The organism is Aminivibrio pyruvatiphilus (assembly GCF_004366815.1).
GTDB classification, from domain to species: Bacteria; Synergistota; Synergistia; order Synergistales; family Aminobacteriaceae; genus Aminivibrio; species Aminivibrio pyruvatiphilus.
Genome location: NZ_SORI01000002.1, coordinates 219,814 through 234,397 on the forward strand (window position 1 = coordinate 219,814; position 14,584 = coordinate 234,397).

Sequence of the window (14,584 nt, forward strand, 5' to 3'; positions counted from 1 at the left end):
GATAGGTAACGGATGCAGCACGAGAATGTAACGGTTGTGAAACATCTTCGGCATCTCTCCCGTGCATGATATATAATGTAGGGACAAAACTCTCCGGAGGTGTTTTCATGGTGAACAGCAGACAGCCCGATAAAATTCTCGGTGTACTCGGCGGCATGGGGCCGGCGGCGGCGGCGGAGTTTCTCCGTCTCCTGGCGGAGCGGGCGCCCGTCTCCCGGGACCAGGAGCACGCCGTGACCTACCTGCTCTCCGACCCCCAGGTGCCCGACCGGAGCAGCGCCATTCTCGGCACGGGGGAGGACCCCACGGAGCGGCTGAAGAAGAATCTCCTCACCCTTGCGGGGTGGGGAGCCGACGTCCTTGCCGTACCCTGCAACACGGCCCATTTCTTCATCGATCGCTTCCGGGAGGAGCTGCCGGTACCCCTCATCCACATCATCGACGAGACGGTGGGGGCCGCCGGAAGGATGAGTCCTGCGGGTGCGTGGCTCCTGGCCACCCGGGGGACCATGGACAGCGGGCTCTACCAGCGCTACGGAGAGAAGAGAAACTACCCCTTTTTCGTTCCGTCCCTGGAAGTGCAGCAGAAGGTGCAGGAAAGCATCGAGCTGGTGAAGTCGAACAGAAAGGCGGAGGGAGGGGAACTGCTGAAAGGCGTGGTGCTGGAGCTGTGGGAGGAGAGGGATCTCCCCATATGCGCGGCCTGCACGGAGCTTCCCCTGGCCTACGACGCGTCGGGCCTTCCCCAGGAGAAGACCGTGTCCAGCCTGGGAGCCCTCTGCGAGGCCTGTCTCCGGGCTCTCTATCCCTGACGGAGGAAAAAGAAGGGCCTCTCCGGCATTTCCGGGGAGGCCCTTCTTTTGTGGTCTCCTATTCCCTTACGATGTCGATGACCGTCACTTCGGGCGGGGTGAGGAACCGTATGGGAGGCCCCCAGGTTCCCGTGCCGTTGTTCACGTAGATCCGGCTCTGCCTCCCGGGAGAAGCGGCATGAGCCTGCCCGCTCCTCTCCGGGGGGACGATGGCCCGAAGACCGGGGCGGTAATCGTAGACCGCCCTGGTCGCCCAGTAAAAGGGCCAGATCTGGCCGCCGTGGGTATGCCCCGAAAGCTGGAGGTCAAACAGCCCCACAGCGTCGGAATCGACATAGGGCTGGTGCTTGAGGAGCACCACGAAGCGGTTCGGAGGCATCCCCGCCAGGACGGACGCATCCGGCACGCCGGGGTGGCCGTACCGCCTGGCCGCCCTGTCGTCCACCCCGGCAAGGATGACGCCCCCGGCTCGGACAGCCTCGTTCCGCAGAACCCTCAGCCCGGCATGTTCCTTGAAGGCCAGAGCCTGACCGATGCCCGCATGGTATTCGTGGTTTCCCGTCACGGCGTAGATGCCGTGGGGCAGCTTCAGTCCCCGGAAGAGGGCGACCTCGGCCTGTCGCTCCTCCATGTCTCCGTCCACAAGATCCCCGGTGATGACGAGCATGTCGGGTTCCACGGCCTTCACTGCGTCCAGCATGGCGGCCAGCCGCTGCTCCTGGATGATCCACCCGAGGTGCACGTCGGAGAGCTGGGCGATGCGGACACGGTCCACCCCCCGCGGCAGCTTCGCTGTGGGGATGGTGATGGTGACCGTCCTGATGTTCAGCGCCTCGAACCAGCCGTAGACGCAGATGGAAAGAGCCGCTGAGACTGCAATGAACGCCCGGAGCTTCGGAGAACCGAGCAGTTCGCCGAACCGTGAGGAGAGGAGCCCGTCGAGAATATAGAAGAGGAGCCTCACCATGTCGATGAGGACGAACCAGGCGAAGGTCATGAAGATGAAGGCCATCCACACGTATCCCGAGCAGGACAGAACCTTCCGGAGGGTGTGGGCATCCCCGAAATCGAAGAGCCAGAGGGCCCGTGCGCCGACGATCATGGCAAGAGACACCAGGATGAAAAGGGCGGTCCATTTCCAGCCCCGTCCTATGGCGCTTCTCAGCTTGAAGTAGACAAAAACGTGCATGCTTCCGTAAATCAGCATGTAGAGCGAAAAAAACACGGCAAAGCTCCGGCTCATTCTCCATTCCTCCCTGCACTTCCGGCGGAAAATTTAGAGGAATATTATAGCAGTATCCCCCGCCTCCCCGAATCGGCAGGAGAACGGATCATTCCGTTCATCCTCCCGGCAGGCTTGTTTTCCTCCGGGCAAGGACCAGACCGGCCAGGGCGATGGCCCCCGAGAGGGCCAGCCCCGGCAGCAGGGGATCCATGCCCTTGAAGAACGCCGCCCCGATGAAGACCCCCGCAAGACCGCAGGTTCCGGAAAGAAGGCTCCAGACGGCGGGCAGCCTTCCGGGCAGGAACACGGCGGCGATGAGAGGAATGATGATGCCCGCCCCCTTGATGCCCATGCCGAGATAGGCCCACTGGAGGATCATGCTTTTTCCCGCCGCGAGGGCGATCAGGCCTGCGGCGATGACAGTTCCGAGGACCGTGATCCTGCTGGCGAGGAGGATTTTCCCATCGTCATAGGCGGCCGCCCGCTTCGTCTTCAGGTACATGTCCCTTGTGAGGTTCGTGGCCACACCGAAGGTGATTCCCACCGAGGTTCCCAGGACGGTGATCATGATTCCCGACCAGAGGAGCCCGGCGGCGAGGGGGTGAAAATAGGTGCGGATGAAAAAGGGAAGGGCCTGGGATGCTTCCACGGCCACCCCGGAGTTCCGGAGTGCCAGGCCGATCCAGACGCCGAGAAGCCCCAGGGGCGGGGTTATCAGGGAGGTCCAGAGGCACCCCTTCCGGGCGGTGGCGTCGGAGGAGGCGGCGTAGACCGCCTGGATGTAGATCTGGCCGCACAGGACGCCGCAGAGCAGCGATGTGAAGGCGCCGAGGTCCTTTGCCACGCCCCGGGCAAAGATGTTGAAGAAGGGATCGGCGGGAAGGGAGCGCATGAGCACGGAAGGCGTCTGTCCCGAGAGGAACGCTGCCCCGACGCAGAGGATCATGACCCCGTAGAGAAAGATGATCTTCACCTTTCCCAGCCTGCTGAAGCTCTTGATCCCTCCCCCGTAGGCAAAGGCCAGGATGAGCACCGCCATGAAAACGGCGGACACCCAGGCGGGGAAGGGGAAGACCGAGCCCAGCAGGGCCGTCCCGGCGAGGAACTGGGCGATGAGGGCGATGAAGGATCCCAGGGCGGTGGCCACGGCGGAGAGAAACGCCGATCCCTGCCCGAAATGACGGCCGAGGAACTGGGGAAGGGTGATGAGCTCCGTCGCTCTCAGGGGCTTGACGAACCACAGTCCCATGATGAGGCAGCCAATGCCGCCCCCCAGGGTGAACCACCAGGCGGACAGGCCGTAATGGTAGGCCATCTGCACCGTGCCGACGGTGGAAGAGCCCCCCACGAGACTGCCGAGGATAATGCCGGAAACGCCTCCGGCGGTCGCTTTTCTGCTGGCTACCGAATACTCCGAGGAAGAGCTCACCTTTCCGGAGGACAAAATGCCGAAAAAGAAAAAAGCAGCCAGAATGCCGAGAGCTGACGCGATGAACATGAAGACACCTTCTTTACTTATTGTGCACGGCGGTCATTTCCGCCTGCCGTATACTTCTTCCATTTCCTGTATCCTGGCTTCCGTCAGGGGCCGGGGCGATCCCATGGTGTGGGTGATCCAGGTCATTTTTGCCGCCGCCTCGAGGAGCTCCAGTCTGTCGAAGGCCTCGAAGAGGGTCCGCCCCACGGTAAGAACTCCGTGGTTTTCCATTATCACGGCGTTTCCTCTCCTCGCCGCCTCGCCGACGATCCGGGCGAGGTCCTTCGTCCCCATGAGGGCGTAGGATGCCCTGACCGGCTTCCCCAGTACATGCCAGGTTTCGGCGGTGAGCCGGGTATCGATGTCCGTGCCGAGGGCGGCGAAGGCGGAAGCCGTTACGGGGTGGGCATGGACGACGCCGTTCACGTCGGGGCGGTTCCGGTAGACTTCCAGGTGCATCTCCGTCTCGATGCTGAGCTTCAGCCCGGGGAGAAGTTTTTCCCCTTTCAGGGTCACGGCCCCGATTTCTTCGGCGGTGATTTCTCCCTTGTCCGTCCCCGATGGGGTTATGAGAATCACGCCGCCGGCCCGGAGACTCACGTTTCCGCCGGAACAGGTGGTCAGGCCCTGGCGGTACAGCCGTCTCATTATGGAGGCGACCTGTTCCCTTTCCGCTTTCCAGCCGGTTGCCATGAGCAATCATCTCCTTGATCGGTCATCATACTGTATACTACCATAAAGAGGGAGGGGAAAGAACGGATGATGGAAGAAAGAGAAGGAACCGTGTCCATAATCTACCGGGATCCATGGTTCCTGGCGGTGCACAAGCCGGCGGGCATGCTGGTCCACCGGTCTCCCCTGGATACCCGGGAGACCAGGTTCGCCCTCCAGGAAGCACGGAACCTTGCCGGCTGCAGGCTCTACCTCCTTCATCGGCTGGACCGCCCCACCTCGGGTATTCTGCTCTTCGCGGCGGAAAAGGAAGCGGCCCGGAAGGGTGCTGAACTGTTCCGGAACGATGGAGTGGAGAAGGTCTACCTCGCCGTTGCCAGGGGCTGGGTGCCGGAGGAAGGGATCATCGATCATCCCCTGGCCGATGACCTGGGAGGCCTCAGGAACTCCGGCGGACGCACCGGGACGGTCAGGGAAGCCCGGACCGCCTTTCGGTGCCTTGCCTGTGCGGAACTTCCTTTCGCCGTGTCGAACCATCCCACCACACGGTACTCCCTGGCGGAAATCCGGCCTTTCAGCGGGAGGCGGCGGCAGATCCGGAGGCACTTCAAGCATATTTTCCACCCGATCGTGGGTGATACCACCTATGGGGAGGGGCGGCACAACCGGTTCTTCCGGGAGCGGTTCGGCTGCATCCGGCTGATGCTCGCGGCGGTGAAGCTGTCGTTCTGCCATCCCTTCACCGGTGAGAGGGCGGAGATTTTCTGCCCGCCGGAGGAGAGTTTCCTCTCCGTCGCGGGGGCCCTCGGATGGGAAGAGGCCGCTCTCCGGAATCCGGAAAGCGGCCTCCGCTGATTCAGGCCAATCACGAACCGACGAAGGCGGTCTTCCGGGTCGGTTTGGGAGCCTTCACCACCATAAACCGGAGATCGGCGTCGCTGGTGTTGTACCAGCAGTGCATAATGTCCTTCGGACTTTCGATGAGGGTATCCCTGCCCACTTCCTGCTTTTCTTCCCCAACCTCGACGGTTCCCTTCCCCTCGAGGACGTAGAACGCCACGTCCACCGGGGTGACGTGCCGCTTCATGGACTGGCCGGGTTTCAGGGTGATCACCGTGATGACGGCGTCGTCGGTGTCGTAGATGTTTCGGGCGTCCACTCCGTGGGCGTTACCCATGGTACCCAGGTCTGCAAGATTTCTCGCGATCATGCTGTCTCCTCCTCTGGCTGTCTGGTCTGTTTGAACTCCAAAGAACGGCCTTCACCGGCCGTTTCCTCCGTTTTCCCGTCCCGGATATGGTATATCCTCCGAAAAGTTGGGATGATCTTCTCATCATGGGTGACCACGATGATCGCCGTCTCGTACTGCTTCGCCATGTCGTTCAGTATGGAGATCACCGAAAGGGCGCGCTCGCTGTCAAGGGGTGCCGTGGGCTCGTCGGCCAGGATCACCGGCGGCCTGTTCGCCAGGGCCCGGGCTATGGCCACCCGCTGCTGCTCACCCCCCGAAAGCTGGGATGGCATGGCGGAAGCCCTGTGCCCCACGTCCAGCGCTTCCAGGAGTTCCATGGCCCGTTTCCTGGACTCTCCGTCGGAACGGCCCGCCAGCATGGGCAGCAGGGCCACGTTGTCCGTCACGTCGAGGAAGGGAATGAGGTAGGGGGCCTGGAAAATGAACCCGATCCTGTCTCTGCGCAGGGCCCTGAGGTCTTTTATTTTCCACTTCCCGTCATAAATGACGTCGTCTCCGAGGGTCATGCGGCCGGCGGTGGGCTCGATCACGGCGCCGAGACACTTGAGCAGGGTGCTTTTTCCCGACCCGGAGGGACCGATGAGGCCCACCACCTCTCCGGGCGATACCGCCATGTCCACGCCCTTCAGGGCGTCCACCGCCGTCTCCCCCGATCCATACCGCTTGCGCAGTCCTTCTATGGTAATGCCCTGTTTCTGCCGGTCAGCCATGTCAGCCTCCGATGGCCTCTGCCGGGTCCACCTTGAGCGCTGCCCGGATCGCCAGGATGCTGGCGAGGACGCACATGATGATCACCGCCGCGAACCCGGTCACCGCGTCCCGGGCCTGCAGAAGGACGAACTTGGGGAAAAAGGGGGCCCAGAAGGTGGCCGAAATCTTCCCTATCATGAATCCGAGGACGCCGAGGGCCACCGCCTGCTGGAGGATCATGGCCACGATGGTCCGGTTCTTCGTCCCGATGAGCTTCAGCACCGCGATCTCCCGGATTTTCCCCAGGGTGAGGGTGTAGATGATGAAGGCCACGATGGCGGCGCTCACGACGGCAAGAATCACGAGGAACATGCCGATCTGCCTGGACGACGTGGCGATGAGCTTGCCGAGAAGAATGTCCTCCATCTGCTCTCTCGTATATACTTCAAGGCGCAGCCACCGGCGGATATGAGCCGCCGTCTCTTCGGGGCCCGCCCCTGGCAGGAGACGCACAAGGACCGCGTTCACATTGAGATTGGCGCTCTGGGAGGCGATGACGCTCTCCAGGAGCCCCGGCACCCCCGGCCTGTTCAGCGACGGGTTCGATGCCGTACGGCGGCGCTGCTGCAGAATCGAGTCGTTGTCCTTGAGGAACTGGGCCTCCTGGGCATCCTTCAGCGGAATGAAGATCATGGGGTCCCCTCCGGAGGAGACCATCCGGCGGGTAAGGCCCACCACCGTATAGGTGTTCCTCCTGATACGGATTTCGTCACCGGTGCGAAACCCCGTGGCCGCGTCGGCCACGGCTTCGTAATGGCTGCGGGTGATATGCCGTCCGGCCGTCAGGTAGCCCGGCTGTCCCGGAGATCCCGGCATGCCCGGGTCCACCCCAACCACCATGGCCCGCACGTCCTCCGTGCCTCTCCTGACCTGCGTCGTAAGGTAGGTGACGCTCGAAACCGCCTCTACGCCGGGCATTCCAGCCACGCTCCTCCATGCGTCATCGTAAATGCTGGAAGACTCCGCGTACGGGCCGAGAGTCTCCTGCTGCACGACCCAGAGGTCGGCCCCGCTGTTGTCGAGGAGAACCATGGCGTCATCCACCATGCCACGGTAGACGCCGCCCATGGTGAGCGTCACGCCGATAAGGAGCCCCAGCCCCAGGCCGGTGAGAGTAAACTTTCCCCACCCGTGGAGAATATCCCGGCCCGCGAGGCTGATCATGGCTTCATCCCCTCCAGGGTTTCGAGGACCTTCACCCTGCTCTTCGGCGTCAGGGCCCGTGTACTGTACACCACCACACGTTCGCCCTCTTCGAGTCCTTCCAGGATCTGCACTGTTCCGGCCAGGTCGCGCCGTCCCGTCCTTACGGGCCGGAAAACGATGGAGCCGTTTTCGATAACCCACACGCCAAGCCTGCCGCCATATCGCTGCAGCGCTCCATCGGGAACGACCGGCGTTTCGGAAAGGGGAGGGAGATTCACGGTCACCTCCGCAAGCTCCCCGAGAGGAGGAAGAGGGTCGGGGATCGTCCCGAAAACCGCTTTCGCAACCATTTCCTCGGTTACGGGATCCGCTACGGGCTCCACCCGGAGAATGGTTCCCCCGTGCACTCTCCCGTTCCCCGACCGGAGCACGATGTCCGCCGGAAGGCCGGCCCTGAGGCCCGAGGCCGCGGCCTGGTCGAAGCGGACCGAAATCCGGATGCTTGCCGTATCGATTATTTCAACCACGGACTGCCCTGCCACGGCTGTCGTGCCTGGTTCGGCCGCCCTGGCCGACACAAGCCCCGCGGCGGGCGCAAGGAGGTCAAGATTCTCCATCTGGGACGCCAGGGCCGCCAGGTCTGCCTTCGCCCGTTTCAGTTCGGCCCGGGAGGCCTGGAGGTCCGCATTCGCCGACGCCCAGGCAGCCGCCGTCACCAGCCTTTCCTGGCGCTTCGCCTCGGCGGCGTCCACGCTCACCGCCCCCGACTTCAGGAGATTGTCGTACCGTTTCGACTGGGCCTGGGCATACTCTTTCCTCGCGCCGGTCTCCGACGTCCTGGCGGAAGCGGCCCGAACTGAAGCCTCGAGCCTGGCTATTTGGGCCTCCTGGGCTGCCCTCCGCTGGTCGAGATCCACCGGGTCCATGACGGCTACCTTCTGCCCGGCCTCGACCCTGCCGCCCACCTCGACGAAAACTTCCCGGACCCTTCCCGGCGACGTGGGACCCACCCGGAAGACCGCTCCCGATTCCACCACCCCTATGCCATAGAGCGCCGGGGCAACGGACTGCTTTTTCACGGCTGCTGCCGTCACGGGCACCGGCGCCAGGGGCCCCGACCGCATCATCACGTACAGGAAAAGTACCGTCAGGCCGATGACGCCCGCGAGAAGGAGAACCGTCCGCCAGACTCTTTTCATCGCGCATCCCCCGCTTCGATGCCCCGCCGGAAGAGCGAGAAGGCCGCCGGGGCGTTCTTTGAGACCGTCTCCCGGGATCCCGAGAGGAACGACTGGAGCACGAGCCCCTGGATGATACCTACGAAGAGGCTCGCGGCCGTCCCGGCGTCGAAAGCTTGTGAAAGCTGTCCTGTGGCCTGGCCTTCCCTGAGAATGGCCCGGAGGCGTGTTCCGTACCCTTCCATAAGTTCTCTCGCCCGTTCCCGGGCCGGGCTGTCCCCGGGGCGCTGCAGCTCGCCGAAGAAAATTCCCGGCACGCCGGGGTATTCGGCAATAAAACCGATATGGGCAAAGAAAACAGCCTCGAGGGCATCCAGGGGTGTCGGGGAGGCTGCTGCCGCCGCCTCCAGCCTCGACGCCAGGGTCCGGGCCGCCCATGCCATGACGGCTTCCCAGATAGCGTCCTTGCTCGGAAAATGACGGAAGAGGGCGCCCTGGGTCAGCCCCATGCGCTCCGCGATGGCGGCGGTGGTGATCTCCGAGGGGTTTCCCTCCGCGGCGAGGGTGAGGACGGTTTCCACGATCACGGCACGCCGTTCTTCCGCAGGAAGATATTTTCCCTTCATTGCCATTGAGCTGCACCTTCTTCTTTTTTAAAGATAGTAATTAGTCACTATCTTATTCTTCCTTTCCTGTTCTGTCAAGGGAGATCAAAACATCCCGAACCGCAGAAAGAGGGGAATGTCGCCTTTTGCCCTGCAGCACTCCCTGTGCAGGGATACACTGCAGTTATGGAGATCACTGCGTCCGTGCCCGAAAAGTGTTCCCCCCCGCTTCCTCTCTTTGTCCGTCCCAAAAAATGAATTTTATTTTTTCCTATTGACGTTTAAAAAACTAAGGTTTAGAATCTCTCCTGTTTTTATAAATTTTTGTTTGGGAGGAATGTGATATGACAACAAAAGTTCAGTGCATCGTCTGCGAAGGGGACGTCACCCTGCCCGCCGAAGTTATGGAGGGTGAGCTTCTGACGTGCCCGGACTGCGGCACGGAGCTCGAGATCGTTTCCCTGAACCCGGTCACCGTGGCCGAGGCCCCCGAAGTGCAGGAAGACTGGGGAGAATAAATGTCCCGCCTTTTTATCTTCTATACAAGGCTCAGAACTGAAGAGAAACTGCTCTTCCAGGCCGCGGAGAAGAAAGGCATTCCCTTTTCGGCGGTGAACCTCTCCGACGGACTCTGGCCGAACGTCCCCGGAGAAGCAGGCGACTCCGCACTGTGCCGCTGCGTGAGCCAGACCCAGAACTCGGCTCTGGCGGTGCTCCTGGAATCCAGGGGGGTGCTGACGATCAATTCCTCGGAGGTCATGGCCCTCTGCGGCGACAAGATCGCCACCGCAGCGAGGCTCTCGGCAGCCGGAATCCCCCAGCCGGACTACGCCGTGGCCTTTTCGCCGGAAGGAACCCTCGAGGGGGCTGAGCGCCTCGGCTACCCGCTGGTCCTCAAGCCCGCCACGGGCAGCTGGGGCCGGCTTCTGGCGAAGATCAACGACCGGGATGCCCTCGAAGCGGTGGCGGAACACAAGGCCCACATGGGCGCCGCCCATTCGGTGTTCTTTCTCCAGGAGTACGTGGAGAAAAAGGGGTTCGACCTGAGGGCGACCCTTCTCGGCGGAGAGGTGCTCACCGTCATCAAGCGGTGCAGCGATCACTGGATCACGAACACCGCCCGGGGCGCGACTCCCGGCAGATACCCCCTCTCGCCCGAGATCAGGGAACTTCTCGGAAGGGTCCAGAAGGCCATCGGCGGCGAAGTCCTCGCGGTGGACCTCTTCGAGAAACCGGAAGGCGGCTGGATGGTGAACGAAGTGAACGGCCAGCCCGAGTTCCGCAGCTCCGACGGCGAACTCACGGGCGTGGACATCGCCGGCAGCCTTGTGGAACATGCATGGTCCCTTGTGTCCGGGGCCGGCGGGGCCGAAGGATGAGCTCCGTGGTCCGGGCAGTCGTCTGGGGAGCGAACGGCATGGCGGGAGGAGAGGTCCTGAGGATTCTCGCGGGACACCCCTCCATACGAGTGGAAGGGGCGGTTTCCCGGAGCCGTTCCGGCCAGCCGGTCTGGCATACCCACCCCCATCTCCGGGGGAGTTTTCCGGAACTGGCTTTCTGCAGTCCCGAAGAGGGAAAGGCGACGGGCGCGGACATCGCCTTCCTGGCCCTCCCCCACGGGACATCCGCTCCCCTGATCCGGGAATGCCTCGACAGGGGGATGAAAGTGGCCGATCTTTCCGGGGACGTCCGCCTCAGGAATCCGGCTGATTATGAACAATGGTACGGTTCGGCTCCCCTTTTTCCCGAACTGCTGGACAGGGCGGTCTACGGCCTTCCGGAACTGTACCGGGACAAGCTGAAGGGAGCGGACCTGGCCAGCGGTGTGGGATGCAACGCCTCCTGCTCCATCCTCGGCCTGTACCCCCTGGCCCGGGCCGGGCTGATCGGCGACGTGAGGATCGAGGTCCGGGTGGGATCCTCCGAAGCAGGAGCGACGCCCACCACAGGAAGCCACCATCCTTTCCGGAGCCGGGCCCTGAGGGTGTACGAGCCCTTCCGCCACAGGCACCTCGCCGAGATCCTCCAGGAGCTGAATCTCTCCGAGGAAGGAGTGACCCTGACCATGACGGCGGTGGAGATGATCCGTGGGGTCCAGATGATCGCCCACGTGAACCTCTCCCGCAGGGTGAAGGAAGCGGAGCTGTGGAAGGCCTACCGGAGCGCCTATTCGGGAGAGCCCTTCGTCTCCCTCTGCCCCGCCAGGCCGTCCCATCTCCGCCTGCCCGAACCGAAGCTCGTCGCGGGCAGCAACCAGGCCCTCACCGGCTTCACCCTTCACGAGGACGGCACGAGGCTCGTGGTGGTGACCGCCATCGACAACCTTATGAAAGGGGCCGCGGGAAGCGCGGTCCAGTCGGCGAACCTTCTGCTGGGACTGGACGAGACTGCCGGCCTCGGAATGCTGCCGGTCTACCCGGCATAACGACTGCGGGAGGAATGACCATGAATCGCCGGATACAGCGGGGCGTCGTCAAAATAGGAGGGGCCAGGGGAAATGCCTTCGGCTCCCTCCTCGAAGAGATAAAGGAACGGATGGAGCGGGGCGAACAGTGGATCCTCACCCACGGGGCCAGTTCCATGATGGAGGACCTTTCCCGGGCCGCCGGAACGGAACCCGTCTACGTCACAAGCCCCGGAGGCTTCAGAAGCCGTTTCGTGAGCGAGGGGGAGCTGGCCCTCTTTGAGGCCGCCTGCTGCCGGTTTTCCGTCCGGCTCGCGGGAACCCTGGGGAAAATGGGGATTCATGCAGTTCCTCTCTACCCGCCCGCCTCGAAGGGAGCAACGGCAAAACGGAAGGACGCCCTCCGCTCGGTGGAGGACGGAAAGGTCCGCATCCTCCGGGGAAACTACAGCGGCTCCATCGTGTCCTTTGACCCAGTGGACATCCATGCCGTATGGGAAAGGGGCGGCCTGCCCCTTCTCCCGCCCCTCGCGGCGGACGACTCGGAAAGCGGACGGATTCTCAACGTGGACGGCGACCGACTCGCCGCAGCAGCAGCCGCAGCCGTGGGAGCGGATGTCCTGGCCATCCTGAGCAACGTGCCGGGGCTGCTCCGGGATCCGGGAGACCCGGCGTCGAAAATCGACGAGGGGAGCCTGGACGGATGGGACGACCTGGAACACTTCGCCCGGGGCAACATGAAGCGGAAGCTCCTGGCCGCCAGGGAAGCCCTTGAAGGTGGCGCGGGGGCCGTGGTGATAGCCGACAGCCGTGCTCCGTCGCCGGTTGAATCGGGCCTGTCCGGAGGAGGAACCCTGCTGTGTCGGGGATCTATGGCAGCCGCGGGCTGACGGTGGTCTCCGGGGCGGGGGCAGCCGTCCGGGACGACCGGGGCAGGGAATACCTGGACTTCTACTGCGGGAGCGGCGCGGCCCTCTTCGGCCACTGCCACCCGGTGCTCGTGGAGGCCCTGCGGAAAGCGGCGGAGTCCCCCTGGACGGTGGGGCCGGGAATGGGCTCCCCGGCCCGGGATGCCTTCCGGCAGCGCATTTCGGAGGAACTGCCCGGTCATGCCGTCTTCTTCTGCAACAGCGGCACCGAATCGGTGGAGGCGGCCCTCAAGCTGGCCCTTTCCCTCCGTCCGGACAGAAAGAAGGTGCTTGCCCTGCGGCGGGCCTTCCACGGGCGGACCCTGGGGGCCCTTTCCCTCACCTTCAACCCCCAGTACCGGAAGGACTGGACCCGTATTCTCGCCCCGGTGACCCACGTGATGCCCGGGGAGCTCCCCGGCGCGGTGGACGGGGACACAGCGGCCGTCTTCGTGGAGCCCGTCCAGGGAGAGGGCGGTGTCTATCCTCTCGCCCCCGGACTGGGCGCCCGGATAACGGAAGCCTGCCGGGAAACCGGGGCCCTCCTTGTCTGCGACGAAATCCAGAGCGGGTGGGGACGGTGCGGCAATTTCACCGCCTCTCCCGGCGCGGGTCTCGATCCCGACATTCTCTGCTTCGCCAAGGGCGTAGCAGGAGGGCTCCCGGCAGGACTGACCCTGTGGAAACGGGAGCTGGGAGATTTCCCCCCGTCGGGCCACGGCTCCACCTACGGGGGCGGCCCCCTCGCCGCGGCGATGGCGGACGCTTCGCTGAAGCTGCTGAAGGACGAAGGGTACCCTGCGAAGGCGGAAACCCTGGGAGCCTATTTCCGGAACCTCCTTTCGGCAATCGGCTCCCCCCTCGTCGCGGAGGTCCGGGGACGGGGGCTTCTCAACGGCGTGGAGCTCCGGGGAAAGGCTGTTCCGGTGGTGAAGCGCCTGCAGGAAAAAGGGCTCCTGGCCCTTCCCGCGGGACCGTCGGTGGTCCGGTTCCTTGCCCCCTTCACCGCGGAAAGGAACGATTTCGACCGGGCGGCGGCCCTCTTTGCCGAAACCCTGGAGGAGGGAGCGGAATGACCGCCCCGGTGTCCGTTCTTTCCCGGCTGGTGTCCATTCCGAGCACGAGCGGCCGGGAGGAGGCTGCCTGCTCCTACCTCGCCGGAGTTCTGCCCTCCCTCGGGTGGGAGCGGGTCGAGACGGACGGCTCGGGGAGCGTGGTGGCCCGGCGGGGCAGAGGCCCGAAGGAGCTGGTGCTCCTCGGGCACATCGACACCGTGCCCGGAGGTCCGGAACACCGCCTTGAAGGGGACGTTCTCTGGGGGCGGGGAACGGTGGACGCCAAGGGTCCCCTGTGCGCCTTCGCGGCGGCGGGCGGGCGGGTTTTCCTCCCCGGGGACTGGACCGTCACCCTCGTGGCCGCCACCGGGGAGGAGGCCGACTCCCGGGGCGCCCTTCACCGGATTCCCAGGCACCGTCCAGCCGCCTGCATCATCGGGGAACCCTCCGGAACGGACGGGGTGACCATCGGCTACCGGGGCAGCCTCCGGGCGGTGCTCGCCGCCTCCGACGGAGGAGCCCACAGGAGCGGCGACGCGGGGCCCATTACAGGGGTCCTCCGGTGCGCCGCCGACATCCTGGACCTGGTGGACAGCCTGGACGACCCCGCGCTGCCGGTCATCCGCCGCCCCTCAGGCGCCGTGGTCTCCATGGAGGGAAGGGAACAGGGGGAGCGGTCCGGAACGGCGGAGCTCGACATCCGCCTTCCCGAGGGCAGCAGCCCTGAGGAGTGGATGGAGTTGCTCCGGGGGGCCGCCGCACGGCGGGGGGTGTCCATTTCGTTCCGGGGCGTGACGCCGCCCCACGTGGAGGACAAGAACAACCCCGTGGCCCGGGCCCTCCGCCTGGCCATCAGGAAAAACGGGAATGCGCCCCGGGTCCTGGCCAAGGGAGGCACGGCGGACTTCAACCTCGCGGCGGCGTGGAACTGCCCCATAGCAGCCTACGGGCCCGGCGACAGCAAACTGGACCATACGTCCGAAGAACGGATCTCCCTTGCCGATTTCTCTGCCTCCGTGGCGGTCCTCGACGGGGCCCTTCCCCTCATACTGGCAGGATAAAAAAACCGGAGGGGCTTTCGCTCCCTCCGGTTCCGTTGT

The 14,584-nt window shown here is 64.2% G+C and carries 16 protein-coding genes; 8 read left to right on the forward strand and 8 right to left on the reverse strand.

Annotation, left to right across the window (positions count from 1 at the left end):
• Positions 1 to 107: 107 nt before the first annotated feature.
• On the forward strand, positions 108 to 812 hold the full coding sequence (locus C8D99_RS02835) for an aspartate/glutamate racemase family protein (protein ID WP_133956178.1): 705 nt from the start codon (positions 108 to 110) through the stop codon (positions 810 to 812).
• A 58-nt stretch (positions 813 to 870) separates the two neighbouring features.
• Here C8D99_RS02835 and C8D99_RS02840 read toward each other — a convergent pair whose 3' ends face one another.
• The 3 genes from C8D99_RS02840 to C8D99_RS02850 all read right to left on the reverse strand — a co-directional run bounded on the left by C8D99_RS02840 (position 871) and on the right by C8D99_RS02850 (position 4,207).
• A complete protein-coding gene (locus C8D99_RS02840) occupies positions 871 to 2,055 on the reverse strand; it encodes a metallophosphoesterase (protein ID WP_133956180.1) in 1,185 nt (394 codons plus the stop codon).
• Positions 2,056 to 2,152: 97 nt separating this feature from the next.
• A complete protein-coding gene (locus C8D99_RS02845) occupies positions 2,153 to 3,535 on the reverse strand; it encodes a sodium:solute symporter family protein (protein ID WP_133956182.1) in 1,383 nt (460 codons plus the stop codon).
• Positions 3,536 to 3,568: 33 nt separating this feature from the next.
• Positions 3,569 to 4,207: a class II aldolase/adducin family protein gene (locus C8D99_RS02850; RefSeq protein WP_133956184.1), complete on the reverse strand. Its 639-nt coding sequence runs from the start codon at positions 4,205 to 4,207 to the stop codon at positions 3,569 to 3,571.
• 66 nt (positions 4,208 to 4,273) lie between these two features.
• On the opposite strand from C8D99_RS02850, the gene C8D99_RS02855 reads away from it, so the two are divergent.
• Entirely contained in the window at positions 4,274 to 5,041 is a 768-nt protein-coding gene (locus C8D99_RS02855) for a pseudouridine synthase (protein WP_208321048.1), read from the forward strand.
• Positions 5,042 to 5,051: 10 nt separating this feature from the next.
• On the opposite strand, the gene C8D99_RS02860 is transcribed toward C8D99_RS02855, so the two are convergent.
• The 5 genes from C8D99_RS02860 to C8D99_RS02880 are packed head-to-tail and all read right to left on the reverse strand — an operon-like array spanning position 5,052 to position 9,144.
• Positions 5,052 to 5,396, reverse strand: coding sequence for a cupin domain-containing protein (locus tag C8D99_RS02860; protein WP_133956186.1), 345 nt, complete (start codon positions 5,394 to 5,396; stop codon positions 5,052 to 5,054).
• Entirely contained in the window at positions 5,393 to 6,148 is a 756-nt protein-coding gene (locus C8D99_RS02865) for an ABC transporter ATP-binding protein (RefSeq protein WP_133956188.1), read from the reverse strand. The genes C8D99_RS02860 and C8D99_RS02865 overlap by 4 nt, the downstream gene beginning before the upstream one ends.
• A 1-nt stretch (position 6,149) precedes the next feature.
• A complete protein-coding gene (locus C8D99_RS02870) occupies positions 6,150 to 7,352 on the reverse strand; it encodes an ABC transporter permease (protein ID WP_133956190.1) in 1,203 nt (400 codons plus the stop codon).
• Entirely contained in the window at positions 7,349 to 8,533 is a 1,185-nt protein-coding gene (locus C8D99_RS02875) for an efflux RND transporter periplasmic adaptor subunit (protein ID WP_133956192.1), read from the reverse strand. Before C8D99_RS02875 ends, C8D99_RS02870 begins: the two co-directional genes overlap by 4 nt.
• Complete coding sequence (locus C8D99_RS02880) at positions 8,530 to 9,144, reverse strand: TetR/AcrR family transcriptional regulator (RefSeq protein WP_133956194.1); 615 nt, start codon at positions 9,142 to 9,144, stop codon at positions 8,530 to 8,532. Before C8D99_RS02880 ends, C8D99_RS02875 begins: the two co-directional genes overlap by 4 nt.
• Positions 9,145 to 9,461: 317 nt before the next feature.
• On the opposite strand from C8D99_RS02880, the gene C8D99_RS02885 reads away from it, so the two are divergent.
• From C8D99_RS02885 to C8D99_RS02910, 6 genes are read left to right on the forward strand one after another with little or no spacing between them, the layout of a single operon-like run.
• Positions 9,462 to 9,635: an alpha-aminoadipate/glutamate carrier protein LysW gene (locus C8D99_RS02885; RefSeq protein WP_133956196.1), complete on the forward strand. Its 174-nt coding sequence runs from the start codon at positions 9,462 to 9,464 to the stop codon at positions 9,633 to 9,635.
• Positions 9,636 to 10,496 (forward strand): lysine biosynthesis protein LysX, encoded by an 861-nt coding sequence (lysX, locus tag C8D99_RS02890; protein WP_133956198.1) that lies wholly within the window; start codon positions 9,636 to 9,638, stop codon positions 10,494 to 10,496. It abuts the gene before it with no gap.
• Positions 10,493 to 11,542, forward strand: a complete 1,050-nt coding sequence (gene argC / locus C8D99_RS02895; protein WP_338024398.1) for an N-acetyl-gamma-glutamyl-phosphate reductase — start codon at positions 10,493 to 10,495, stop codon at positions 11,540 to 11,542. Before lysX ends, argC begins: the two co-directional genes overlap by 4 nt.
• A 20-nt stretch (positions 11,543 to 11,562) precedes the next feature.
• On the forward strand, positions 11,563 to 12,411 hold the full coding sequence (locus tag C8D99_RS02900; RefSeq protein WP_133956200.1) for an amino acid kinase family protein: 849 nt from the start codon (positions 11,563 to 11,565) through the stop codon (positions 12,409 to 12,411).
• On the forward strand, positions 12,381 to 13,505 hold the full coding sequence (locus C8D99_RS02905; protein ID WP_133956202.1) for an aspartate aminotransferase family protein: 1,125 nt from the start codon (positions 12,381 to 12,383) through the stop codon (positions 13,503 to 13,505). Before C8D99_RS02900 ends, C8D99_RS02905 begins: the two co-directional genes overlap by 31 nt.
• On the forward strand, positions 13,502 to 14,545 hold the full coding sequence (locus C8D99_RS02910; protein WP_133956204.1) for a M20/M25/M40 family metallo-hydrolase: 1,044 nt from the start codon (positions 13,502 to 13,504) through the stop codon (positions 14,543 to 14,545). Before C8D99_RS02905 ends, C8D99_RS02910 begins: the two co-directional genes overlap by 4 nt.
• Positions 14,546 to 14,584 lie beyond the last annotated feature (39 nt).

Coding starts and splice junctions, on each gene's coding strand:
- C8D99_RS02835 (WP_133956178.1), top strand. CDS start 108: ATGGTGAACAGCAGACAGCCCGATAAAATTCTCGGTGTACTCGGCGGC.
- C8D99_RS02840 (WP_133956180.1), bottom strand. CDS start 2,055: ATGAGCCGGAGCTTTGCCGTGTTTTTTTCGCTCTACATGCTGATTTAC.
- C8D99_RS02845 (WP_133956182.1), bottom strand. CDS start 3,535: ATGTTCATCGCGTCAGCTCTCGGCATTCTGGCTGCTTTTTTCTTTTTC.
- C8D99_RS02850 (WP_133956184.1), bottom strand. CDS start 4,207: ATGGCAACCGGCTGGAAAGCGGAAAGGGAACAGGTCGCCTCCATAATG.
- C8D99_RS02855 (WP_208321048.1), top strand. CDS start 4,274: ATGATGGAAGAAAGAGAAGGAACCGTGTCCATAATCTACCGGGATCCA.
- C8D99_RS02860 (WP_133956186.1), bottom strand. CDS start 5,396: ATGATCGCGAGAAATCTTGCAGACCTGGGTACCATGGGTAACGCCCAC.
- C8D99_RS02865 (WP_133956188.1), bottom strand. CDS start 6,148: ATGGCTGACCGGCAGAAACAGGGCATTACCATAGAAGGACTGCGCAAG.
- C8D99_RS02870 (WP_133956190.1), bottom strand. CDS start 7,352: ATGATCAGCCTCGCGGGCCGGGATATTCTCCACGGGTGGGGAAAGTTT.
- C8D99_RS02875 (WP_133956192.1), bottom strand. CDS start 8,533: ATGAAAAGAGTCTGGCGGACGGTTCTCCTTCTCGCGGGCGTCATCGGC.
- C8D99_RS02880 (WP_133956194.1), bottom strand. CDS start 9,144: ATGGCAATGAAGGGAAAATATCTTCCTGCGGAAGAACGGCGTGCCGTG.
- C8D99_RS02885 (WP_133956196.1), top strand. CDS start 9,462: ATGACAACAAAAGTTCAGTGCATCGTCTGCGAAGGGGACGTCACCCTG.
- lysX (WP_133956198.1), top strand. CDS start 9,636: ATGTCCCGCCTTTTTATCTTCTATACAAGGCTCAGAACTGAAGAGAAA.
- argC (WP_338024398.1), top strand. CDS start 10,493: ATGAGCTCCGTGGTCCGGGCAGTCGTCTGGGGAGCGAACGGCATGGCG.
- C8D99_RS02900 (WP_133956200.1), top strand. CDS start 11,563: ATGAATCGCCGGATACAGCGGGGCGTCGTCAAAATAGGAGGGGCCAGG.
- C8D99_RS02910 (WP_133956204.1), top strand. CDS start 13,502: ATGACCGCCCCGGTGTCCGTTCTTTCCCGGCTGGTGTCCATTCCGAGC.